The organism is Roseomonas sp. CECT 9278, assembly GCF_918698155.1.
Taxonomy (GTDB): domain Bacteria; phylum Pseudomonadota; class Alphaproteobacteria; order Acetobacterales; family Acetobacteraceae; genus Neoroseomonas.
On the sequence record NZ_CAKKLX010000002.1, the window covers coordinates 27,471 to 50,284 of the forward strand.

Annotated in this window: 21 protein-coding genes; 7 read left to right on the forward strand and 14 right to left on the reverse strand. The window is 71.2% G+C overall.

Annotation, left to right across the window (positions count from 1 at the left end):
- Positions 1 to 23: 23 nt before the first annotated feature.
- Entirely contained in the window at positions 24 to 3,440 is a 3,417-nt protein-coding gene (locus LQ222_RS01480; RefSeq protein WP_230164010.1) for an indolepyruvate ferredoxin oxidoreductase family protein, read from the forward strand.
- Positions 3,441 to 3,453: 13 nt separating this feature from the next.
- Here the strand turns inward: LQ222_RS01480 and LQ222_RS01485 are convergent, their stop codons facing one another.
- Positions 3,454 to 4,245, reverse strand: a complete 792-nt coding sequence (locus LQ222_RS01485; RefSeq protein WP_230164011.1) for an SDR family NAD(P)-dependent oxidoreductase — start codon at positions 4,243 to 4,245, stop codon at positions 3,454 to 3,456.
- Positions 4,246 to 4,381: 136 nt separating this feature from the next.
- Here LQ222_RS01485 and LQ222_RS01490 point away from each other — a divergent pair, with 136 nt between their 5' ends.
- Complete coding sequence (locus tag LQ222_RS01490; RefSeq protein WP_230164012.1) at positions 4,382 to 5,530, forward strand: acyl-CoA dehydrogenase family protein; 1,149 nt, start codon at positions 4,382 to 4,384, stop codon at positions 5,528 to 5,530.
- Between the two features lie 110 nt (positions 5,531 to 5,640).
- On the opposite strand, the gene LQ222_RS01495 is transcribed toward LQ222_RS01490, so the two are convergent.
- Both LQ222_RS01495 and LQ222_RS26270 read right to left on the reverse strand, forming a co-directional pair.
- A complete protein-coding gene (locus LQ222_RS01495; protein ID WP_230164013.1) occupies positions 5,641 to 8,646 on the reverse strand; it encodes a calcium-binding protein in 3,006 nt (1,001 codons plus the stop codon).
- 68 nt (positions 8,647 to 8,714) lie between these two features.
- The gene (locus tag LQ222_RS26270) at positions 8,715 to 9,290 is read right to left on the reverse strand and encodes a hypothetical protein (protein ID WP_305800000.1); all 576 of its coding nucleotides are present in this window, start codon (positions 9,288 to 9,290) and stop codon (positions 8,715 to 8,717) included.
- A gap of 157 nt (positions 9,291 to 9,447) precedes the next feature.
- Here LQ222_RS26270 and LQ222_RS01505 point away from each other — a divergent pair, with 157 nt between their 5' ends.
- Positions 9,448 to 9,627 (forward strand): hypothetical protein, encoded by a 180-nt coding sequence (locus tag LQ222_RS01505; protein WP_230164014.1) that lies wholly within the window; start codon positions 9,448 to 9,450, stop codon positions 9,625 to 9,627.
- A gap of 146 nt (positions 9,628 to 9,773) precedes the next feature.
- Here LQ222_RS01505 and LQ222_RS01510 read toward each other — a convergent pair whose 3' ends face one another.
- Both LQ222_RS01510 and LQ222_RS01515 read right to left on the reverse strand, forming a co-directional pair.
- Entirely contained in the window at positions 9,774 to 10,448 is a 675-nt protein-coding gene (locus LQ222_RS01510; protein WP_230164015.1) for a DsbA family oxidoreductase, read from the reverse strand.
- 68 nt (positions 10,449 to 10,516) lie between these two features.
- A complete protein-coding gene (locus LQ222_RS01515; protein WP_230164016.1) occupies positions 10,517 to 11,863 on the reverse strand; it encodes an LLM class flavin-dependent oxidoreductase in 1,347 nt (448 codons plus the stop codon).
- A gap of 210 nt (positions 11,864 to 12,073) precedes the next feature.
- Here LQ222_RS01515 and LQ222_RS01520 point away from each other — a divergent pair, with 210 nt between their 5' ends.
- The 4 genes from LQ222_RS01520 (at position 12,074) to LQ222_RS01535 (ending at position 16,056) form a co-directional block, all read left to right on the forward strand.
- On the forward strand, positions 12,074 to 13,183 hold the full coding sequence (locus LQ222_RS01520; RefSeq protein ID WP_230164017.1) for a serine hydrolase: 1,110 nt from the start codon (positions 12,074 to 12,076) through the stop codon (positions 13,181 to 13,183).
- 139 nt (positions 13,184 to 13,322) lie between these two features.
- Positions 13,323 to 14,297, forward strand: coding sequence for a phosphogluconate dehydrogenase (NAD(+)-dependent, decarboxylating) (gnd, locus tag LQ222_RS01525; protein ID WP_230164018.1), 975 nt, complete (start codon positions 13,323 to 13,325; stop codon positions 14,295 to 14,297).
- Entirely contained in the window at positions 14,294 to 14,812 is a 519-nt protein-coding gene (locus LQ222_RS01530; RefSeq protein WP_230164020.1) for a gluconokinase, read from the forward strand. The genes gnd and LQ222_RS01530 overlap by 4 nt, the downstream gene beginning before the upstream one ends.
- Positions 14,812 to 16,056, forward strand: a complete 1,245-nt coding sequence (locus tag LQ222_RS01535; protein ID WP_230164021.1) for an NAD(P)/FAD-dependent oxidoreductase — start codon at positions 14,812 to 14,814, stop codon at positions 16,054 to 16,056. The genes LQ222_RS01530 and LQ222_RS01535 overlap by 1 nt, the downstream gene beginning before the upstream one ends.
- On the opposite strand, the gene LQ222_RS01540 is transcribed toward LQ222_RS01535, so the two are convergent.
- From LQ222_RS01540 to LQ222_RS01580, 9 genes are all read right to left on the reverse strand, one after another.
- The gene (locus LQ222_RS01540; RefSeq protein ID WP_230164022.1) at positions 16,013 to 16,345 is read right to left on the reverse strand and encodes a YdhR family protein; all 333 of its coding nucleotides are present in this window, start codon (positions 16,343 to 16,345) and stop codon (positions 16,013 to 16,015) included. The two genes, LQ222_RS01535 and LQ222_RS01540, sit on opposite strands and share 44 nt — an antisense overlap.
- A gap of 76 nt (positions 16,346 to 16,421) precedes the next feature.
- A complete protein-coding gene (locus LQ222_RS01545) occupies positions 16,422 to 17,834 on the reverse strand; it encodes a carotenoid oxygenase family protein (protein WP_230164023.1) in 1,413 nt (470 codons plus the stop codon).
- Positions 17,835 to 17,849: 15 nt separating this feature from the next.
- Entirely contained in the window at positions 17,850 to 19,085 is a 1,236-nt protein-coding gene (locus LQ222_RS01550) for a serine hydrolase (protein ID WP_230164024.1), read from the reverse strand.
- Positions 19,085 to 19,726 carry an MBL fold metallo-hydrolase gene (locus tag LQ222_RS01555; protein ID WP_230164025.1) on the reverse strand — a complete coding sequence of 214 codons (642 nt, stop codon included), beginning with the start codon at positions 19,724 to 19,726 and terminating at the stop codon, positions 19,085 to 19,087. The genes LQ222_RS01550 and LQ222_RS01555 overlap by 1 nt, the downstream gene beginning before the upstream one ends.
- A 46-nt stretch (positions 19,727 to 19,772) precedes the next feature.
- A complete protein-coding gene (locus tag LQ222_RS01560; RefSeq protein ID WP_230164026.1) occupies positions 19,773 to 20,231 on the reverse strand; it encodes a hypothetical protein in 459 nt (152 codons plus the stop codon).
- 999 nt (positions 20,232 to 21,230) lie between these two features.
- A complete protein-coding gene (locus LQ222_RS01565) occupies positions 21,231 to 21,599 on the reverse strand; it encodes a hypothetical protein (protein ID WP_230164028.1) in 369 nt (122 codons plus the stop codon).
- A 112-nt stretch (positions 21,600 to 21,711) separates the two neighbouring features.
- Complete coding sequence (locus LQ222_RS01570; protein ID WP_230164029.1) at positions 21,712 to 21,936, reverse strand: hypothetical protein; 225 nt, start codon at positions 21,934 to 21,936, stop codon at positions 21,712 to 21,714.
- Positions 21,933 to 22,385 carry a hypothetical protein gene (locus tag LQ222_RS01575; RefSeq protein ID WP_230164031.1) on the reverse strand — a complete coding sequence of 151 codons (453 nt, stop codon included), beginning with the start codon at positions 22,383 to 22,385 and terminating at the stop codon, positions 21,933 to 21,935. The genes LQ222_RS01570 and LQ222_RS01575 overlap by 4 nt, the downstream gene beginning before the upstream one ends.
- Positions 22,382 to 22,660 (reverse strand): hypothetical protein, encoded by a 279-nt coding sequence (locus tag LQ222_RS01580; protein WP_230164033.1) that lies wholly within the window; start codon positions 22,658 to 22,660, stop codon positions 22,382 to 22,384. The genes LQ222_RS01575 and LQ222_RS01580 overlap by 4 nt, the downstream gene beginning before the upstream one ends.
- Between the last annotated feature and the right edge of the window lie 154 nt (positions 22,661 to 22,814).

Here is a 22,814-nt window from a genome sequence, read left to right on the forward strand (position 1 = left end):
CAGACCGCTCCGGGACCCCCAACATGACCGCCATGGGCAGCATCATCCGACCCGACGCGACACTCGAGGAACGCTGGGACGCCGTGGGCGGGCCGGTGCTGCTCACCGGCACCCAGGCGCTGGTGCGCCTGCCGCTGCTGCGGCAGGAGATGGATACCGCGCTCGGGTGGAAGACCGGCGGCTTCATCTCGGGCTATCGCGGGTCGCCGCTGGGTGGCTTCGACCGGGAACTCGCGAAGCAGCAGAAGCGCCTGCGCGACCATGGCGTGGTGTTCCAGCCGGGCCTGAACGAGGACCTCGCCGCGACCGCGGTGTGGGGGTCCCAGCAGGTCGGCCTCACGCCGGGCGCGACGGTCGAGGGCGTCTTCGCCATCTGGTACGGCAAGGGGCCGGGCATCGACCGGTCCGGTGACGTGCTGCGCCATGCCAACTCCGCCGGCACCATGCCGCGTGGCGGCGTGCTGGCGCTGGCGGGCGATGATCCGTCGTCGAAGTCCTCCACCATCACCTCGGGCTGCGAATACGCCTTCATGGATGCCGAGATCCCGGTGCTGGACCCGGCCGATGTGAGCGAGGTGCTGGAATTCGGCCTGAAGGCCATCGCGCTGTCGCGCTTCGCCGGCACCTGGGCCGGCATGAAATGCGTGGCGGACACGATGGATGCGTCGATGACCGTGCTGCTCGACCCCGCGCGCTATGCCACGCGCGATCCGGTCGGCCTGCCGCCTTCGCCCGACGGGCTGCATATCCGCCTGCGCGATGCGCCGATCGCGCAGGAAGCGCGGCTGCGCCACTTCAAGCTGCCGCACGCCATCGCCTTCGCGCGCGCCAATGGCTTCGACCGCATCGTGCTGGACAGCCCGAATGCGCGCTTCGGCATCGCCGTGCGCGGCAAGGCCTATGCGGTGTTCCGCCAGGCGCTGGAGGAGGCCGGCATCACCGAGGCCATGGCGCGCGACGCCGGCCTGCGCATCTGGAAGGTCGGCCTGGCCTGGCCGATGGACACCGAGGCCGCGCGCGCCTTCGCAGATGGCCTTGAGGAAGTGCTGGTCATCGAGGACCGCCGCCCCATGCTGGAATGGCAGCTGCGCGATGCGCTGTTCCACGCGCCGACCCGTCCGCGCGTCACCGGCAAGAAGGACGAGCACGGGCGCCCGCTGCTGTCCGACCTGACGGAACTGGACACCGGCGCCATCCTGCGCGCGCTGGCGGTGCGCCTGCCCGAAGCCCTGCGCACCAACCGCCTGCTGGACCGCATCGCGGAGCTGGACGCGCTGGCCGCCGCGCAGGCCGCGCCGCTGCATGCGCGCGACCCGTATTTCTGCCCCGGCTGCCCGCACAATTCCTCCACGAAAATCCCCGAGGGATCGCGCGCCCTGGCCGGCATCGGCTGTCACTACCTGGCCAAGAACATGGACCGGAATTCCGACCTGTTCACCCAGATGGGCGGCGAGGGCATGCCCTGGATCGGCGCCGCCCCCTTCACCACGGAAAAGCACGTCTTCGCCAATATCGGCGACGGCACCTGGGGGCATTCGGGGTCGCTGACCGTGCGCTTCGCGGTCGCCGCCAAGGCCAACATGACCTTCAAGATCCTGGTCAACGGCGCCGTCGCCATGACCGGCGGGCAGATGCCCGAGGGCGAGATCGACGTCCCGCACATCACCGCCGCCCTGCGTGCCGAGGGCGTGCAGCGCATCGAGATCGTGGCAGACGACGAGGACCGCCACCGCGGCAATCCACTGATCCCGCCCGGCACGGGCTTTCATCACCGGTCGCAGCTCGATGCCGTGCAGCGCGAATTGCGCGACGTGCCGGGTGTCACCGCCATCATCTACGACCAGGAATGCGCGACGGAACGCCGCCGCAAGCGCAAGCGCGACCTGGCCCCCAAGGCCGAGCGCCGCGTCATGATCAACCCGCGCGTCTGCGAGGATTGCGGCGACTGCTCGCGCGCGTCCAACTGCCTGGCGGTGGAACCGGTCGAGACCGAATTCGGCCGCAAGCGCGCCATCGACCAATCCGCCTGCAACCAGGACCTGTCCTGCGTGCAGGGCTTCTGCCCGTCCTTCGTCACGCTGGTGGGCGCGCGACCGGCCGACCATGTGGTCACCGCCGCCGGCGCGCAGCCGCCGGAACCGACGCGCCCGGTGGTCGGCGCGGAACCCTGGAACCTGCTGATGGCGGGCGTGGGCGGGCAGGGGGTGTCCTCGCTCGCGGCCATCCTGGCGCAGGCGGCGCATCTGGAAGGGCGGCCGGTGCGCAGCCTGGATTTCCTCGGCCTCGCGCAGAAGGGCGGTGGCGTCTACGCGCAGCTGCGCATCGGCGCGGTGGGCGCGGCGGCCGATGCCATCGCCGGCGCACGCATCGCGGCCGGGTCGGCGGACCTGCTGGTCGCCGCCGACATGGTGGTGGCGCATGGCACGACGGCGCGCCCGCTGCTCGGCCCCGCGCGCACGGTCGCGGTGGTCAATGCCGACCTGGCGCCGACCGCGCAATTCGTGAAGGACACCGGCACGCGCTATCGCGCGGCCGAGATGCTGGCCTCGATCCGCAGCGCCTGCCGAGAGACGGTGGCGCTGGGCGGCGCCACGCGCGTCACCGCGGAACTCGGCGATGCGGTGATGCTGAACGTCTTCCTGCTCGGCATCGCCTACCAGCGCGGCCTGGTGCCGCTGAGCAGCGAGGCGATCGCCCGCGCGCTGGAACTCAACGGCGCGCAGGTGGCGCTGAACAAGGAAGCCTTCGCGCGTGGCCGCGCGGCGGCGCTGGAGGACCTCGCGCCGCCGGTCGAGGCCGCCGAGACGCTGGATGCGCTCATCGCGCGGCGCGTCGCCGACCTCACCGCCTACCAGTCCGCGCGCCATGCCCGCGACTATGCCGGCTTCATCGCCCGGGTCCGCGCCGCCGAGGCGGCCGCGCTGCCGCACCAGGACCGCCTGTCACGCGCCGTCGCGACCCAGCTGCACCGGCTGATGGCCTACAAGGACGAATACGAAGTCGCGCGCCTGCACGCCGACCCGGCCTGGCAAGCGACGCTGGCGCACGGCTTCACCGGCACGCAGCGTGTCGAGCTCAATCTCGCGCCGCCCGTGCTGGCCAAGGCCGACCCCGTCACCGGCGTCCCGGCCAAGCGCGCCTTCGGCCCCTGGATGCTGCGCGCGATGGCGTTGCTGCGCCACGGCAAGCTGCTGCGCGGCACCGTGCTGGACCCCTTCGGCCGGACCGAGGAACGCCGCATGGAACGCGCCTTGCCGGGCGAATTCCGCGCGGGCATCGAGGGGTTCCTCGCCACGCTGCCCGACCGCCACGCGACCGCCTGCGACTGGGCCGAGGCCTGGGCCGGCGTGAAGGGCTTCGGCCACGTCAAGGCGCGCAACCTGGCGGCGACACGCGCGCGCCTCGCGCAACTCGTCGCGCCGGCGACCGCCGCCGAGTGAGCGCGGTGGCGCGTCAGCGCCCGATCGTCTGCGACACCCCCGCCGGCGCCGCCGTGCGCCCGCCATCGATCACGTACTGCGCGCCGGTGATGTTGCCGGCCAGGCCCGAGCACAGGAACATCACCACATTCGCGACTTCCTCGGCCAGGCCGTAGCGGCGCAGCGGGATGCCGGCGACATAGGCCTCCTCCACGCTTTCGGGCCGGTTGGGGGAGATCTGGCGCGCGAGGTCGCGGATCATGCGCGTGTCGATCGGCCCGGGGCAGACGGCGTTCACGCGGATGCCCTGCGGCCCGACCTCGGCCGCGACGGATTTCGTCAGCCCGAGCACCGCATGCTTGGACGCGACATAGATCGGCATCCGCGCCGTGCCCACCAGCCCGGCGGTCGATCCGGTATTCACCACCGCGCCCGCACCCTGGCGGATCATCACCGGCAGGACGTGCTTCAGGCCCAGGAAGACGCCCTTCACGTTCACCGCCATGATGGCGTCGAAATCGGCGTCCTCGTATTCGACGACCGGCGCGACCTTGCCCTCGATGCCGGCATTGTTGTGGAAGCAGTCGATGCGCCCGAAGGCATCGAGCGCGCGCGCGACATAGCCGGCGACATCGGCCGCCCTGGTCACGTCGGCGGCGCAGGCCAGGGCGGCGCCGCCGATCTCGGCCGCCACCGCCGCCGCGGCGGCTTCGTCGCGGTCCACCACCAGCACGCGCGCGCCATGCGCCGCGAAGCCCAGGCAGGCGGCGCGGCCGATGCCGTTGCCCCCGCCCGTCACCACCGCCACCTTGCCGCTGAAATCCATGGGCCGTTCCTCCGTGATCCTGTCGTGGGCGCCGGCGCGCAGCTTGCGGCGGCAGCGCCGGCCCGTCGATGGCAGCGCCGGCCCGTCGATGGCGGCGCGCGACGGGCGCGCTATGCTGCCCGCCAGGGGGAAACCGATGACCGCCACCTTCGACCTGCCCGAGGCCACGCGCGACCTGCAATCCGTGGCGCGCGACTTCGCCCTCGACGTACTGGCGCCCAACGCGCTGCGCTGGGACGAACAGCGCCATTTCCCGGTCGAGGAAATGCGCCAGGCCGCAGCACTCGGCATGGCCGCGCTGTATGTGCGCGAGGAAAGCGGCGGGTCGGGCCTGACGCGCCTCGATGCCGCGGTGGTGTTCGAGGCGCTGGCCACCGGCTGCCCGACCGTCTCGGCCTACCTGTCGATCCACAACATGGTCGCCTGGATGATCGACCGCTTCGGCAGCGACGCGCAGCGCGCCGAACACCTGCCGGCGCTGATCGCCATGGACCGCATCGCCTCCTACGCGCTGACCGAACCGGGTTCGGGCAGCGATGCCGCGGCCCTTCGCACGCGCGCGGCGCGCGACAACGCGGGCTATGTGCTGAATGGCACCAAGCAGTTCATCTCCGGCGCCGGCGTGTCGGACCTGTACCTGACCATGGTGCGTACGGGCGGCGACGGGCCGTCGGGGATCTCCGCCCTGCTGATCCCCAAGGACACGCCCGGCCTGTCCTTCGGCGCCAATGAACGCAAGATGGGCTGGAACGCGCAGCCGACCCGCCAGGTCATCCTGGAGGATGCGCGCGTGCCGGCCTCGGCGCTGCTGGGGCAGGAAGGGCAGGGCTTCCGCTTCGCCATGGCGGGGCTCGATGGCGGGCGGCTGAACATCGCGGCGTGCTCGCTGGGCGGGGCGGAGGCGGCGGTCGCGATCGCGCTGGACTACGTGCAGGGCCGCCGCGCCTTCGGCAAGGCGATCGGCGATTTCCAGAACACGCAGTTCCGGCTGGCCGACATGCGGATCGAACTGGAAGCCGCGCGCGCCCTGCTGTGGCGCGCCTGCGCCAAGCTCGATGCCGGCGCGCCCGATGCCACCGCCTTCTGCGCCATGGCCAAGCGCTTCGTCACCGACACCTGTTCGCGCGTGGCCGATGATGCGCTGCAATTGCTCGGCGGCTACGGCTACCTGGCCGATTACGGGATCGAGAAGATCGTGCGCGACCTGCGCGTCCACCGCATCCTGGAAGGCACCAACGAGATCATGCGGATGATCGTGGCGCGAGCGATGCTCGGCGCGCGCTAGGCGCGCCGCGCATCAAGCGCGCGCTAGGCGCGCCGCACATCAAGCGCGCGCCAGGCGCGCCGTACATCAAGCGCGCGCTCAGCGCGCCGCCCGCGAATCCCACGCCGCCGTCACGCCCACATCACCGAATTCCCGTCGAAGCCCTCGGGCGGGAAGCCGGGCAGCCAGAAGGCCATGTCGGCGCTGCCCTCGCCATCCAGGTCGATGCGCAGCTGCTTCGTCGCCTCGTCGAAGCGACCCTCCATGCCGCCCTCGCCGCTGAAGGAGAAGGCGCCGCGCCAGCGGAACGGCCCGCCGCTCCCGATGCCGGCGAAGCCGAACACGTCGCCCTCCAGCGGATTGAAATTCACGATGGTGTCGGGCGCGTCGGCCGACGACTGCCCCACCGCGGTGTAGATGAACAGGTCCGCGCCGGTGCCGCCCGCCAGCCGGTCCGCCCCCGTACCGCCGATCAGCGTGTCGGCACCCGTGCCGCCGGTCAGCGTGTCGTCGCCATCGCCGCCTTCCAGGCAGGCCCGCTGCGCCCCCGGCGCCACCGTCACCAGGTCGGCGCCGGCGCCGCCGCGCACCCGTTCGACACTCGACACCAGCACGGTGAAGCCGGCATCGCCCAGCGTCAGCACGTCGTAGCCATCGCCCAGCGAGGCCACCACCGTCGCGGCAGGGCCCTCCAGCATCACCTGGTCGTTGCCGCGGCTGCCCTGCACGCCTTCCACGCCCTGCAGGCGCACCGCGTTGGACCCGGGGCCGAGCACCACGCGGTCGATGCCCGCGCCGAGGTCGATCACCGCCCCCGCCGCGACGCGCGACAGCACCACATTGTCGTCGCCGGCCTGGCCCTCGATCCGCTCGGCATCCGCGACGATCACGGTGTTTCCGCCCGGCCCCAGCCGCAGCAGGTCGTCGCCGGCGCCCATGCGCAGGATCACGCCATCCGCCCCGCCCGCCAGGTCGATGGTGTCCCCGCCATCGCTGCCGAGCAGCAGCTCGACCCCGGCGACCGAGATCGCGTTGACCGCCCGCGTGAGGATCAGCCAGTCGCTTCCGGCACCCAGGTCCACCACGCCCGCGGGCAGGGCGCTGCCCAGGATGATGGCATCGTCCCCGGCGCCGCCCAGGATGGTCTCGGCCATCGCGATGGTCAGCACGTTGCGCCCCTCGGCCAGGCTGACGGTGTCGTTGCCGGCGCCCAGGTGCAGGTGGCCGCCGCGCACCGCGTCCAGCAGCGTGACGCGGTCGTTGCCGCCGCCGGCCTGCACCAGTTCCACGCCGCGCAGGCGGACCACGTCGTGGGTGTCGTCCAGGGTCACCCGGTCGCGCCCGGCGCCGAGCGCCACCAGCGGGTTGGCGGCGCGCCCGGTGAAGGTCACCTCATCATGCCCGGCGCTGCCGTCCAGCACCTCGATGTCCGAGACGATCACGCTGCTGCCGCCGGGGGCGAGCGACAGGCGGTCGCTGCCCTCGCCGAGCTGCACCACCATGTCGCGCACGCCGCGCAGCAGCTGGACCAGGTCCGCGCCATCGCCACCCACCAGCGTCTCGATGCCGCCGAGGTCGAAGGTATTGCCGCCATCCGCCAGGCGCAGCCGGTCCTGCCCGCCCTGCAGGTCGATCGTGCCGGTCATCGGCGCGGTCAGCGTCAGGTCCTCGTCGCCGCCGCCGCCCTGCACCGTCTCGATGCCGATCAGGTGGGCGCTGACCGGCCCGCCGCGCACCACCAGCCGGTCCTGGCCGCCGCCGAGGTCGATGACGCCATCGGCGATCGCGCCGGAGAGCGTGACGACATCGGCGCCATCGCCGCCGGTCAGCGTCTCGATGCCGGCGGCGCGCAGCACATTGCCGCCATCGGCGAGCAGCAGGCTGTCGCGACCCGCGCCGAGATCGACCACCCCGCCCAGGATGCGCGTGAGGGCGGTGACGCGGTCCTCCCCGGTGCTGCCCACCAGCGTCTCGACCCCGCGCATCCGCAGGGTGCCCCCGTCCAGCAGCGTGATGTGGTCGGCGCCGGCGCCGCCGGTCAGCGTCTCGACCCCGCCCAGGCTGGCGATGTTGTCGCCATCGGCCAGCGCCAGGCTGTCGGCGCCGGCGCCGAGGTCGATCAGCCCGCCCGCCGCGACGGCCTCGAGCAGCAGGACGCGGTCGTCGCCGACGCCGCCGAGCAGCGTCTCGATGCCCGATGCGCGCAGCAGGTTGCCGCCATCCGCCAGCACCAGGCGGTCGGCGCCGTCGCCAAGCGCCACCAGCCGGTCGGCCAGCGGGGCGGACAGCGTGATGGCATCCGCGCCGGCGCCGCCGACCAGGTTCTCGACCCCGGCCGCGTCCAGCGTGCCGCCGCCATCGCCCAGCAGCAGCCAGTCCTCGCCCAGCCCCAGATTGACGGTGCCGCGATAGGCGCCCTCCAGGGCGATGGTGTCGTCGCCGGCGCCGGCGGTGACGGTCTCGACGCCACGCAGGGTCAGCAGGTTCGGCCCATCGGCCAGGGTGACGGTGTCGTCGCCGCCGCCCAGGTCGATGCGCGCCCCGCCGGCCACGGCGCCGGTGAAGGTCACGCCATCCTGGCCGGCGCTGCCGGTGATGGTCTCGATATCCGGTGCCAGCAGCAGGTCGTTGCCGGCGGAGGAGCTGAAGGACAGGCGGTCGGCGCCGGCCCCGAGCGAGACATACCCGGCGAAGCGCGACCCGGAGGAGACATCGTCGGCGCCGCCGCCGCCGATCACCGTCTCGACATTGGTGACCCGCACCTGGTTGGCCCCATCGGCCAGGGTGAGCCGGTCGGCGCCGCCGCGCAGCGCCACGGTCATGCCCGTGACCGGCGCGGCGAGGGTGATGATGTCGGTGCCGGTGCCGCCGTTCAGCGTCTCGACGCCGGCGACGAGCAGCGTGTTGGTGCCGTTCGCCAGGCTGAGCTGGTCGGCGCCGTCGAGCAGGTCCGCCACGCCACCGGCAAGCGCGCCGGTGACCGAGACATCATCCGCGAGCGCGCCACCGGTGAGGGTCGAGAAGGACGGGACCGCCTGCGCATTGGGCGCCGAGGCGGAAAGCGTGACGACGGACAGGGGCGGGGCTCCGGCTCGGAACCGGCGCGGGGGTGCGCCGGGCCCCGCCAGGATGCCCACGTGTCTTTAAAAGGAGACGAATTTCCGAGACTGATCTCGTGCTGAGAGACAAATTCCCGGAAATGGCGTCAGGTCTTGATCGGACCTCGACTGCCGCGCCCGCGGCCGGGCGGGTCGTCGGGGTCGGTGTCGCTCGGCCCCGAGGGTGGCCGCGCGCCGCCGCCACCGCCGCGCCCGCCGCCGGGCGGGTCGTTCGGGTCGGCATCGGTCGTGCCGGTGCGCGGGCGCTGGGCGCCACCGCCGCGCCCGCCGCCGGGCGGGTCGGTCGGATCGGCATCGGACACGCCGGTGCGCGGGCGCCCGCCGCCCTGCGGACCGCGGCCGCCATCGGGCGGGTCATTGGGGTCGGCATCGGTGACGCCGGTGCGCTGCTGGCGCTGCTGCGGGGCGGTGCCGCCGCCGCGCCCCTGGCCGGCCGGGTCGGATGGATCGGCGTCGGAGATCCCGCCGGGCGCGGCGCGCGGCGCGGGACTGGGCGCGGGGGAGGGTGCCGGGATCGGCCCCGGCGAGGGGGTGGTCCCGCCATCCTCGCCCTTGGTGCCCTGGGCCAGCACGGTGCCGGGCAGCGCCGCGGCACCCCCGGCAGCCGCCACGCGCACCACCAGGAGGCGTCGGGCGAGGCGGTGGTCGGGCGAATCGGGCATCGGACCGTTGCTCCGGTGAAGGTCGACGGCGGCATTGTCGACACCGCGGGTGGTTGGACACAAGGCCGAACCGGGGTTTGGGCGGGCCTGGGGCGGCGATGCGACGAAGGCCTTCAGGGGGCTTGCATTCATGTTCTGGTTTTGTTCTTATCATCGCATGAGCCAGCGCACCGCCTTCGACCCCTCCCTGGTCATCCCGCCCCACCCTGTCGTGGTCCGCTTCGTGCCGGCCACGCCGCCGGCCCGCGCCGCACGCCAGGCGCTGCGCGATTTCACCGCCTTCCTGGTGCTGGCCTGGGCGGCGGCGGAAATCATGCTCTGGGCCGGAGGCGCCTGAGGCGGCTGGTTCCGCCTGCCGCGGCGCGTCAGCACCTGGTGCTGTCGCGGGGCAGCGGGCGCGCCCGGCACCGCTTGACGCGCCGGGCAATCATCGCGCGACCGGGGGCGCCTGGCGCCGCCTGCCGCGCCCGGTCGCAGCAATGATCAGGCGGCGCGGTCGCGCAGGATCGCCACCGCGCGGCGAAAGCCATCCGCCATGCGATCGGCCGGCATCGCGCCCGAGAACAGCAGGTGGCGGTCCAGCAGGAAGGACGGCACGCCGTTGATCCCGGCCTGCGCCAGGGCGCGGGATTCCTCCACCACCTCGGCGCGCGCGGCCTGGCCCGCGGCGAAGGCGGCCAGCGTCGCCGCCGCCATGCCGGCTTCGGCGCCCAGCGCGGCCAGCACGCCGCGCTCCCCGATATCCTGGCCCTCCTGGAAATAGGCGCGGAACACGCGGTCCATGGTGGCGTGCTGCACGCCGTCCTCGCCGGCCAGGCGGATCAGGCGATGGGCCTCGACCGTATTGGGCGTGCGCGCCATCAGGTCGTGCCGGAACGCCACGCCGGCCACGCGCCCGGCCTCGGCCACCTGGGCATCGAGCTGCTGCGAGCGTTCCCAGGAGCCGAACTTCTCCGTCCGGTAGGTCCGCCGATCGACACCGCCCTCCGGCATCTCGGGATTGAGCTGGAAGGGCAGCCAGCCGAGTTCGAAGGTCAGCCCCTCCGCCGCCAGGATCTCCAGCGCGGCATCGAGGTTCGCCTTGCCGATCCAGCACCAGGGGCAGATCGCGTCCGAGACGATCTGGAGCCGGCCGGCGGTGGCGGGGATGGGGGACATGGCGGATCCTCGGTGGGTGCGTCAGGCAGGATGGTGGCGCGACGGGGCGCGGGCAAGCGGGCGGCCCATCATTCGGCGGCGCGGGCGGCCTGGCGGAAGAAACGGTTCTCCGGCCGCGGCAGGCCGAGGTGCTCGCGCAGCGTCGTGCCTTCATACTCGGTGCGGAAGATCCCGCGCCGCTGCAGTTCCGGCACCACCTGCGTCACGAAATCCTCCAGCCCGCCGGGCACGTGGGGGAACATCACGTTGAAGCCGTCGCAGGCGCGGCTCTCCAGCCAGTCCTGCATCTCGTCGGCGATGGTGGCGGGCGTGCCGACGATCGCCGCGCCACCATACCCGCCCAGGCGCTGCGCCAGCTGGCGCACCGTCAGCCCCTCCCGCCGCGCCAGCGTGATGGCGCGTTCGCGGCCGCTCTTGCTGTGCTCGGTTTCCGGAATCTCGGGCAGCGGCGCGTCCGGGTCGAAGGCGCGGGCATCGACGCCGAGCGCGATCGACAGCGCGCCGATCGCGCTCTCGTCATGCACCAGGCTGTCGAGCAGCGCGCGCTTGTCCCGCGCTTCGTCGACCGTGGCACCGACCACGACCAGCGCGCCGGGCAGGATCTTGATGTGGTCCGGGTTGCGGCCATGCGCCGCGGCGCGGCCCTTCACGTCGGCGTAGAAGGCGCGCGCATCGGCGATCGGCCCGCCGGCCGCGAAGACCATCTCGGCGGTCTCGGCGGCGAGCTGCCGGCCGGCATCGGAGGCGCCCGCCTGCACGATCAACGGCCAGCCCTGCACCGGCCGCGCGACATTGAGCGGCCCGCGCACCTTCAGCTCCGGTCCCTCGTGGTTCAGCACGTGCATGCGCGACGGATCCCAGAAGATGCCGCTCTCGGGATCGCGGATGAAGGCGTCGTCGGCGAAGCTGTCCCACAGCCCGGTGACGACGTCGTAGAATTCGCGGGCGCGCCTGTAGCGTTCGCCATGCGCCATGTGTTCGTCATGGCCGAAATTCAGCGCGGCGTCCGGGTTCGCGGTGGTCACCACGTTCCACCCCGCCCGCCCGTTCGAGATGTGGTCGAGCGAGGCGAACTTGCGGGCCACGTGATACGGGTCGTTGTAGGTGGTGGACGCGGTCGCGATCAGGCCGATGCGCTCGGTCACCGCGGCCAGCGCGGGCAGCAGCGTCAGCGGGTCGAACGACGTGACGGTGTGGCTGCGCCGCAGTGCCTCGACCGGCATGTTCAGCAGCGCCAGGTGGTCGGCCATGAAGAAGGCGTCGAACCTGCCGGCTTCCAGCCGCTGGATCAGGTGCTTCAGCCGCGGGAAGGAAAAATTCGCCTCCGGCCAGGCGCCGGGATAGCGCCAGGCCCCGGCATGGATCGAGACAGGGCGCATGAAGGCGCCGAGATGCAGGCGACGCTGGGCGGGCATGGATGGGCTCCGTTGCGGGCATCGCGCGGCAGCGCGCCGTCCCGGTGTTCTGCGTCAGATCGGGATGCGCGCGATGCGGGGCAAGGCGGCGGGTGCGCGCCATGGCCGCGTCGCGCCGGCACCGCCGCGGATCGTGACGGCACGCGGCCTTCCGCCGGCGGCCTGCGCGCCCCCTTGGATGCCGCCCCGCTTCCGCGCATGGTCGCGCCCATGTCCATGATCTTCCCCGCCGCCCACCCCGCCCCCTGGCCCGAGGCCCCGCCGGCCGCCCAGGGCTTCGACCCCGCGCGCCTGGCCGATGCCACCGCCTTCGCCGCCGCGCACGAGACGCCCTGGCCCCATGACCTGGCCGGCCATATCGGCCGCGGCGGCTTCGAACCGCCGCCGGACAACGAGGTGCTGGGCGTGCTCTGGCCGCGCGGCGGCCCCGGCGGGCTGGTCACGCGCCATGGCGTGCTGGTGGCGCGCTGGGGTGACACGCGGGAGGTCAGCCAGACCTTCAGCGTCGCGAAATCCTACCTGTCCCTGCTGACCGGAATCGCGGTGGCGGACGGCCTGATCGCCGACATCGACCGCCCGGTGCGGCAGAGCATCGACGATGGCGGCTTCGACAGCGCGCAGAACGCGCCGATCACCTGGCGGCATTTGCTGACCAACACCTCGGAATGGGAAGGCAGCCTGTTCGGCAAGGCGGACAGCATCGACCGCGGCCGCAACCTCGGTGTCGAGGGCCAGGGCAAGAAGGGGCAGCGCGCGCTGGAGCCCGCCGGCACGCATTGGGAATACAACGACGTGCGGGTGAACCGCCTGTCGCTGTCTCTGCTGCGCCTGTTCGGCCGCCCGCTGCCGGAGGTGTTCCGCGAGCGCGTGCTGGGCCCCATCGGAGGGTCGTCCGATTGGCGCTGGGATGGCTATCGGACCTCCTGGGTGACGCTGGCGGACGGGTCGCGCGTGCAGTCGGTGCCGGGCGGCACGCATTGGGGCGGCGGCATCTCGATCCATGCCGAGGACCAGGCCCGTGTCGGCCTGCTGGCGCTGAACCGCGGCGCCTGGGGCGGGCGGCAATTGATCCCGGCGAGCTGGTTCGACCTGTCGGTACAGCCCTGCGCGCTGAACCCGCATTACGGCTTCCTGTGGTGGCTGAATTCGGACGGGAAGCGGTTTGCCTCGGCGGCGCGCGATGCGTTCTTCGCGTCCGGCGCGGGGGGCAACCTCACCTGGGTCGATCCGTCCAGCGGCATCGTCGCGGTGCTGCGCTGGACCGACCCGGCGGCGATGGACGGGTTCATCGGCCGGGTGCGGGCCGCGCTGGCGGGCTGACGGCATCGCGGCGGCATCCGCTACGGCGTGCCGGCCCGGCCTCGTGCGCCGCTGGCGCTGCGCGGGCGGGCGACGATCCGCGCTGCGTTGCGCGGCCGCGCGCGCCGGGCCAGCATCGCGCGCGGCAGGGGGGAAGCGCATGGAGATCGGCATCGTCGGGATGGGGCGGATGGGGGCGAATATCGCCCGCCGCCTGATGCGCGCCGGGCATCGCTGCGTGGTGTGGGACCGCGATGGCGCGGCCGTCGCCGCCGTGGTGGCCGATGGCGCGACGGGAGCTGCCGACCTGGCCGGCGTGGTCGCCGCGCTGGCCGCACCCCGCGCCGTCTGGGTCATGCTGCCGCATGGCGAGCCGACCGAACACGCCATCGCCGCGCTGGGCGGGCTGCTCGCGCCCGGCGATGTCGCCATCGATGGCGGAAATACGCAGTGGAAGGATGATGTGCGGCGCGCGGCGTCGCTGGCCGAACGCGGGGTGGATTACCTCGACATCGGCACCTCCGGCGGCGTCTGGGGGCTCGAACGCGGCTATTGCCTGATGATCGGCGGCCGGGCGGAACCGGTCGCGCGGCTGGCGCCGATCTTCGACGCGCTGGCACCCGGGCGCGGCGACATCCCCGCCACCCCGCGCCGCGAGGGCCGCGCGCCCAACATCGAGGAAGGCTGGCTGCATTGCGGCGGCCACGGCGCCGGCCACCTGGTCAAGATGGTCCATAACGGCATCGAATACGGCATGATGCAGGCACTGGCCGAGGGCCTCGACCTGCTGCGCGCCGCCGACAGCCCGGCGCTGCCGGAGGCGCACCGCATCAGCGTGGACCTGGCCGATGTCACCGAAGTCTGGCGGCGCGGGTCCGTCGTCACCTCCTGGCTGCTCGACCTGACGGCGGCGGCGCTGGCGCAGGACCCGGCGCTGGCGCGCTACGCCGGCACGGTCGGCGATTCCGGCGAGGGCCGCTGGACCGTGCAGCAGGCGGTCGAGACCGCGGTGCCCACGCCTGTGCTGACCGCGGCGCTGTATGCGCGCTTCGCCTCGCGCGACCAGGACCGCTTCGCGGGCAAGGCGCTGTCGGCCATGCGCGCGGGCTTCGGCGGGCATCTGGAACCCAAATGACCATCGCCGCCATCGTGGTGATGGGCGTGTCGGGCTGCGGCAAGTCCACCGTGGGCGCGCTGCTGGCCGAACGCCTCGGCTGGGCTTTCGAGGATGGCGACGGCTTCCACCCGCCGCAGAACGTGGAGAAGATGCGCGCCGGCACGCCGCTGACCGATGAGGATCGCTGGCCGTGGCTGGCTGCCATCGCCGCGCGTATCGCGACCGCGCGCGCGGGTGGCGCCGGCGTGGTGGTCGCCTGTTCCGCGTTGAAGCGCGCCTATCGGGACCGGCTGCGCGATGGCCATGGCGATGTCCGCTTCCTGCACCTGACGGGCGAGCCCGGCCTGATCATGGCGCGCCAGGCCGCGCGCACCGGGCACTACATGCCGGCCAGCCTGATCGCCTCGCAATTCGCCACGCTGGAGCCGCCGGATACCGAGGCCGATGTCATCGACCTCGATGTCGATCCCGAACCGCCGGCCATCGCGCACAGGGCTTTCGCGGCGTTGCGGCGGCGCGGCGACATCGCGTGATGCGCGACGTCGCGGTGGTCGGCGCCGGCGTGGCGGGCCTGGCCGTCGCGACGCTGCTGGCGCGCGCGGGCCATCGCGTGAGCGTGCTGGAACGCTTCGACAGGCCGGCGCCGGTGGGCTCGGGGCTGATGCTGCAGCCGACGGGGCTGGCCGCGCTGGACCGGCTTGGCCTGCGCGCGGAGATCGAGGCGCTTGGCGCGCGGATCGACCGCCTCCACGGCACGACCGACCGCGGCGCCACGGTCTTCGACCTGGCCTATGGCGACCTCGCGCCCGGGCTGCATGCGCTGGCGGTGCATCGCGCCGCGCTGCATGGCGTGCTGTGGCGCGCCTTCGCGGCGTGCGGCGCAGGCATCGAGACGGCGCGCCCGGTGGCCGGCATCACGGAACACGCCGACCGCATCCTGCTGCACGACGCCGCGGGCGCGACGCTGGCCGAGGCGGACATCGCCATCGATGCCTCCGGCGCGCGATCCGTGCTGCGCGCGCTGGTCGAACCGGCGCCGCCGCGCGCCTTCGCCTATGGCGCGGTCTGGGCCAGCGTGCCCGATCCCGGCCTGGCGCCGGGGATGCTGCTGCAACGCTATGTGGCGGCGCGCATCATGCTGGGCTGGCTGCCGGTCGGGCGCGCCGAGCCCGGCGGCCCGCCGCTCGCCGCGCTGTTCTGGTCGCTCAAGCCGGGCGACCACGCGGCCTGGGTGGCGCGGTATGGCGACTGGTGCGAGCAGGCCGCCGCGCTGTGGCCGCCGATCGCCCCGGTGCTGGCGGCGCTGCCGGGCCCGCAGGCCTTCTCGCCCGCCACCTACATCCAGTTCACGGCGAAGCGCCCGTGGCGCGGGCGGCTGGTGCTGCTGGGCGATGCCGCGCATGCGACCTCGCCGCAGCTCGGGCAGGGGGCCAACAACGCCATGCTGGATGCGCTGGCGCTGGCCGATGCGCTGGCGGCGGAGGCGGGGCACGAGGCCGCCTTCGCGCGCTACGCCGCCGCGCGGCGCGCGCATGTGCGCTTCTACCAGCGCGCCAGCGCGGTGATGACGCCCTTCTTCCAGTCCGACGCGCGCAGCCTGGCGATGGTGCGCGACCTGGTCTTCGACCGGCTGAAGGTCGTGCCTTGGCTGCGGCGCGAGATGATCCGCACGCTGGCCGGCCTCAAGACCGGGCTGCTGACGCACCGCGACGCGGCGACGCTGGCGGGCGGGGCTACTGCGCCGCCATCGCCAGGCCCGGCACCGGTCCATTCGTGATGGCGGTCATGTTCTCCCGCACGTCGAAGATGCGGATCTGCAGGTCGGTGATGTCCGGGTTGGCCTTCATGCGCGCGACGATGGGGCCGTCCACGTAGGCCTGCGCGGCGGCGCGCGTGTCGAACAGGTAGATGCCCCCGGCGCGTCGGTCGGCCTCGCCATCCAGCCAGATCTTCCAGTGCAGGCCGGGCACCGCGAGGAACTGGCGCGCGCGGTCGTCGGTGTAGCGCGCCTCCCAGTCCGCCTTGGGCATGTCGGGGCGCGTGTAGTTGACCTGCACGATCATCATGGCCGGGTCCTCCCTGCCGGGAGGCTACCGCATTGCGCCCCTGCCGGCGCAAGTCACGGAAGGCGGCGCGGCGTGGTCAGTCCGGCATCCAATGGCCGTGCAGCCCCTGCGGCACGCGCTGCGGCAGGCGGATCACGGCGACCGGTGCTGCGTCGATCCGCGCGGCATCCAGCAGCAGCAGGTCGGATGTCTGCGTCGCCGGGTCGAAGGCATAGACGACCAGCCAGCCATCCTGTTCGCCGCGGCCGCCGGGGCGGGGGATGAAGACGGGCTCGCCCGCCAGCCTGTTGCCGAGGTCGTGGCGGCGCATCGCGCCTGTCTCGGCATCGAGCGTCACCAGCGCGTTGAAGCTGGCGCTGGGTGGGTCGGGCATGGTCAGCGTGCCGGTCAGGGTCGGCAGGTGGATGAAGCGCGACGGACGCGCCTCGAATTCATCGTTGATGCGCGGGAACTCGGTGGGGAAATCGGCCAGCGGGTGATCGGCGGCGATGCGCAGGCCGATCGTGTCGATCACCATGCGATGCGCGCGCGGTGGCGTACGGTCCGCGCTGCGCGGGCCCATCCCGGGATCCTGGTGCCGCACATAATCCACCACGATGTCGCGCCCGCGTTCGAAGCCATTGGCGAAGTGGAAGACGAAGAAGGGATCGGCCTCGATCCAGCGCGGCGGGCCGCCATCCAGCGGCACCAGGGCGATGCGCATGCCCATCTCCGCGCGCCATTGCAGCAGCGGCTTGCCCTGTTCGGCCGCCGCCACGTCGAAGATGGCGGGGCCGACCAGCAGCACGGCGTGGCGTTCGCTCAGCACGAAGTCGTGGATCATGCTGGGGGCGGCGAGCGCGATCGCCTGGCTGCGCCGCAGCACGCCATCGGCGCCGATCTCGTGCAGGTCCACCACCGCTTCGCTCACGCGGTAGCTGATGCCGAACATCGACCCGCTGGCCGGGTGGCGGCGGTTATGCGCGCCGATGGCGATGGGCGCGGCGGTGCCGGCCGTCCATTCGCCGATGGTCTCAAGGTCCATCGTCATCGCATAGGCGGGCGACGCCTCGTGCAGCGCCAGCAGATGCCCGCCATGGCGCAGCACGTTGATGAAGGCGCCGGTCTTGAGCGGCCCGGGGTCGCCGTCCGGCCCGACCAGCGCCGGGTCGACCGGGACCGGGCGCATCAGCCCGCCATAGACCGCGCGCCCGGCGCGGCGTTCCACCATCAGCCCGCGCGTCAGCACGAAGCGGTTGCGGTAGCGCGCGCGGCCGTTCTCGAAGCGCACCGCATGGATCATGCCGTCGCCATCCATGGGATAGGCGTAGGAGATCGGCTTGAATTCCGGGTTCGGCCCGTTGCGCATGTAGCTGCCGCGCAATTCGGGCGGGATGCGCCCGGCGATCACCGGCAGGTCGTTGGCGTCGATCTCCGGCCCGATCGGCATGAAGTTGCCCGACAGGTGCGGATCGTCGGAGGTCCAGTCGAGCGGCGCGGTGCGGAGCATGCGGCCGCTCACGGCTCAGTCCTCGATCGCCTGGTAGGCCAGCATGTTGACCAGCCGCCGGTAGCGCAGCCGCATCTCGCCCGGTGCATGGGCCATCAGCACCACCGCCAGGCGTTCCGCCGGGTCCACCCAGAAGAAGGTGCCGAACACGCCGGACCAGCCGAAGGCGCCCGGCGCGCCCATGAAGGCCGACCCGCCCGGGTTGCGGCGCACCGCCACCGTCAGCCCGAAGCCGTAGCCGGCCAGGCCGGGGTCCATGCGGTCCGGCCCGCCCTCGATCCCCTGCAGGTGGTCCGAGCCCATCCAGCGCACCGTCGCCGGCGAGAGCACGCGCGCGCCCCCCAGCGTGCCGCCGCCGCGCAGCATCTCGGCGAAGCGCAGGTAGTCGGCGGCGGTCGAGACCAGCCCCGCGCCGCCCACCTCCAGCCGCGGCGGGCCGTCGGGCGCGGCCACCGATTGCGGCTTGCCGGTCAGCGGGCAGGTCGGCAGCGCCGTGGCGAAGCGCGCCAGCCCGCCCTCGGGCAGCACGTACCCGGTCTCGGTCATCCCCAGCGGGTCGAAGATCCGCTGCCGCATCAGCGTGCCCAGCGACGCCCCGCCCGCCGCGCCCGCGACCAGCCCGAGCACATCGGTCGAGAAGCCGTAGTCCCAGGCCTCGCCCGGATGGTGGCGCAGCGGGGTGGCGGCCAGCGCGGCCGCGAGCGACGCCGCATCATGGTCGCGCGCCACGGTCAGCGAGGTGCCCGGATGCGCCGCATGCACCGCCGTGGCGCCGAAGCCGCCATAGACGAAGCCGGTGGTGTGGCGCGCCGCGTCCTGCACCGTCATCGGCCGGCGCTGCGGCTCCAGGTCCAGCGGCCCTTCGCCCGACAGCATCGCGGGCGTGGCCTTCGCCACCTGCATCGACATCAGCGGCGGCACATGGGCGCCGACCGGGTCGGACAGCAGCAACCGGCCTTCCTCGACCAGGCTCAACGCCGCCACGCCGCAGACCGGCTTGGTCATGGATGCGATGGCAAACAGCGCATCGGGGCGCATCGGCACGCGGGCTTCGGGATCGAGGAAGCCGACCGCCTCCAGGTGGACCAGCCGGCCGTCGCGCGCGATGGCGACCACGCCGCCGGGGAAGCGGCCTTCATCGACCTCGCGCTGCAAGGCCGGGCGGATGCGCGCGAGCCTGGCGGAGGACATGCCCACGCTCTCGGGCTTCGTGGGCGCAAGCGGTGCGATATCGGCCTGGATCGTGTCCATCACGCGGCTCCTTCGCCGGCATAGGGGTTGCTGCGGCGTTCGTCGCCAAACGTCGATCCCGGCCCGTGGCCGCAGATGAACTGGATGTCGTCGCCCAGCGGGAACAGCTTGGTGCGGATCGCCGAGATCAGCGCCTGCGTGTCGCCATAGGGAAAGTCGGTGCGCCCGACCGAGCCCTGGAACAGCACATCCCCCACCAGCGCGATGCCCAGCGCCACGTTCACGAACACCACATGCCCCGGCGTGTGCCCCGGGCAGTGCAACACGGAAAAATCCTGCCCGGCGATCTCGACGCTGTCGCCCTCGTTCAGCCAGCGGTCCGGCGTCACGGCGCGGCAGGCCATGCCGTATTTCGCGCCCTGTTCCGGCAGGCTGTCGAGCAGGAAGGCATCGGCGCGGTGCGGCCCCTCGATCGGCACGCCCAGCGCGCGCGCCAGTTCCGTCGCCGCGCCGGCATGGTCCAGGTGCCCATGCGTGAGCAGGATGCGCTGCACCTGCACCCCGGCCTGCTGGATCGCGTCCTGGATGCGTTCGGCGTCGCCGCCGGGGTCGACCACCACGCCCTGCTTCGTCGCCTGGTCCCAGACCAGCGTGCAGTTCTGCTGGAACGGCGTTACGAGAATTATAGTGGCTTGTAGCATAACGGTTTCCGGGCTGTTATGGGGGCGGCTATGCACGGCTTAGGCACTAAAGCAACCTCAGCCGCCCTGGGAGCATCTGATCCATCCGCATGTAAGGTTCAAACATCGGGACCATCGCCGTGAACTGTTTCTGCAATCTGTCCCGAAGGTTCTGTAGGTCTACCTCTTTAGGCGGTTGCTCGTCTGATTTAACGATGCCATTCATTCTGGCAATATAATCAGTAAGAATCTTGCACTCCTCAAATAGATCGTCGCCGAACAAAAATCGTATTTTTGCGCCGTTCTGAACAACAAGTGCTAGAGCCTCAAGATGATCTTCAAAGGTTGCTTTGTGAACAATTATTTGAAGCTGAGCAAACGCATCCATGCGACGATCAAACAGGTCCTGCACAAATTTCTGCCGCGACGTCTGCCATTGCCCCCATGCGATGGCGGCGGCCAGCAGCGCGATGGCGGGCGTCGCGAGCGCCTGTAGGTAGGACACCCAGAGGGGAACTTGGCTCATCCGCAGCGACCGGTCCTTGCTGATGCGAGATCAGCATATGCGGTGCGAAGCGCATATCCCAGGCTAGGCCATGCACGGGGTTGAGGACAGGGAGGCGTGCGCTACGCGACCCCACGCGCCGTGATCCGCTGGCCACAGCACCCCTACCTTCTCGCAGTCAAGGTCTGTACGACGTTGATGCGAGAGGAGCGGCTGCGTGGGAAGGGGCTGGTCGCGGAGGTCCGCAAGACGCCCCCGGCCACAGACATCGTTGCGGGCATCCGGGTGTCCCGCAACAGGCTGGCGCAGCGCGGCGACAAGGGCGTGCGATAGCCCTCGGCGCTGTCGTCGTTGAATGATCTGTTGAGTTGCTGGTAGGCTTGTTTCTCTGTGGCCGGATGGGCTGGCCATCCGCCGAATGCTGGTTCAATGGATCAAACAAGATTAATTGCTTTGCTTTTTGTGGAAGCCAAGAACGCATCTTGGTATAGTCTACTCTTATCTACAGGTATATTCTGTCTGATAATATGGTTATTTTTCCATAAGATGCAATGGGCTCAAATAAGCAAAATAAAAGCTCTGGCATTTTCCGCATTAGTTTTTATTTCGGTTATTGTCGGAAACATAGCCTTTTCATTATTATACCTCCAGATTATCTATGGAACACTCGAGATTCATCCGGTTTTTGATCGTGCATTCATCAATAATATCTTAAATAAATCGGGGTTCGGCGCGCTTGTATGCGGCTTCGTATTTTATCTTTTCGCCCGACGCTCTCGTTGATTTTGGGGGTTACACCTCGTCTGATAACATGATTTGCGGTCTCATAGGCTGGGCCGCTGATTTACTGGTGCAAATCGCACGGAGGGATTTCCCCTCTGCGGCGGCACGGTGCCGCGCAATTAGCGGACACTACTCGGCGTCGCCCGAAACACAGGCTATCGCGGAGAAGGTGCGGCTGCGTCGGGCAGTCGGGCTGCCGTATCCGCGGGTCATTCGGCGAGGATAGCGCGGGCGACTCTAATACGCCCGAATCACACGGCGGCGCTTGCGGTTGAGGCTGAACGTCGCGGCGCCGCCATTTTCCAGGGCCTGAATCGTCAACAGTCCATTTTTAACCAGCATACTCAGGATATACTGAGCGGACGAGAACGGGACGGCCGCCTTCTTTGCGAAGTCTACTCCGCTAAATGACGTCTGGTTGCGACAGAGTTCCTTGACCACAGGCGCATACTGCGACTGCCACGTCTGCGCGGCTCGCTCGTGGGGGCCAGTCGGCAGCAGCCAGAAGCCCAGCGAGTAGGGGCTGACCCGGAACCGGCCATCGCAAAGCGGGTGGGCGAACAGGATGTGCCGGGCCTCGTCGTAGGAAATGTCCAGAACGTCCACGGCTTGGGATATCGAAAACGGCCTTCGTCCAAACGCCGAGTAGAGGGCGCTGATGCGAGCGTCCCCAGCGGGTTCGGGGAGGGCTTTGAAGAGCGGGACTACGTTGCTCATTTCAATGCACCGTTGTTCGGGTGAATGTCACGTAGGGGGGCCGAATCAACAGGTCGTCGAGGCGTCCCCCCTGCCATGCCTCGGTGACTTCCTGCACCTCGCGCCAGGACAGCGGCACGAGAATGACCCGGCCATCGAGTAGCACCACCACCAGCCCCTGACGGCTGGCGGTCAGCGTGTCGAGGGCGGCCATGTCGCCGTTGCCGAGGTCCACCGGGATGGTCACCGGCCGGACAGCAGCCCGCGGATCGCCCGGAGTTCCAGCAGCACGTCCTCCAGGATTTCCGCCTGGGCGCGCTTGGCAGGAGGCATCGGGCTGAACCGAATGGGCTCGGGGGCCGGTTCGTCCTCGGCATCCGGCGCGAGGGCCAGAAAGTCCTCCCTCGACCACGGCGCCAGATTGGGGCCGAGAATCTCGATCGTCAGGGCGCCGGTATGGCGATTGGTGACACACGACACGCGGAACAGGCGACCTTCCAGCAGCACGCCGACCGTGTCGGGCATCACGGGGTCGAGTTCCATCCGCACCCCCCGAGCCTGCATGGGGCCGAGCAGTTCGCGGAGTTGATCCTGCGCTTCCTGGGGGAGGCCGGCGAAGGCCGGGATCTGCGTGGTGACGGGGCGTTGACTGGCGAGGTCCTTGGCGACAACTCGCAACGCTTCGAGGCGGTTCATGCGACTTTCCTTCGGCGGTTGGCGTGATGTTCGGGGAGAGCCTCCGCGGCGGCCTGGGCGTGGGCGGCCTGGTCCTTCGCTTCGGCGGCTGCCGTGCGGTCGGCCCAGGAATCCATCGCGGCCTGGACCTGCTCGTATCCGCTCAGGTTGCAGGTATCGCAGGACAGGGCCTTGATCGCGTTGTCGGGCTTGGCCAGCGTCAGCGTCAGGGAGAACGCCCCACACGCCGGGCAACTCATGCGGATGGTGGAGTTGTCGCCGCTCCACCAGGTCATTGGCCACGATGGCGGAACGTGAAGTGTGGGGGTCATCCCTGGGGCCTCAGCGTTCGGGTGAAGGTGTCCCACGGGCGGTCTCCTTGGGGCGTTCGGGCCACGACCTCGTCATCCACCACGATCAGCCGGACTGCCTCCCCCCGAACCCGGAACT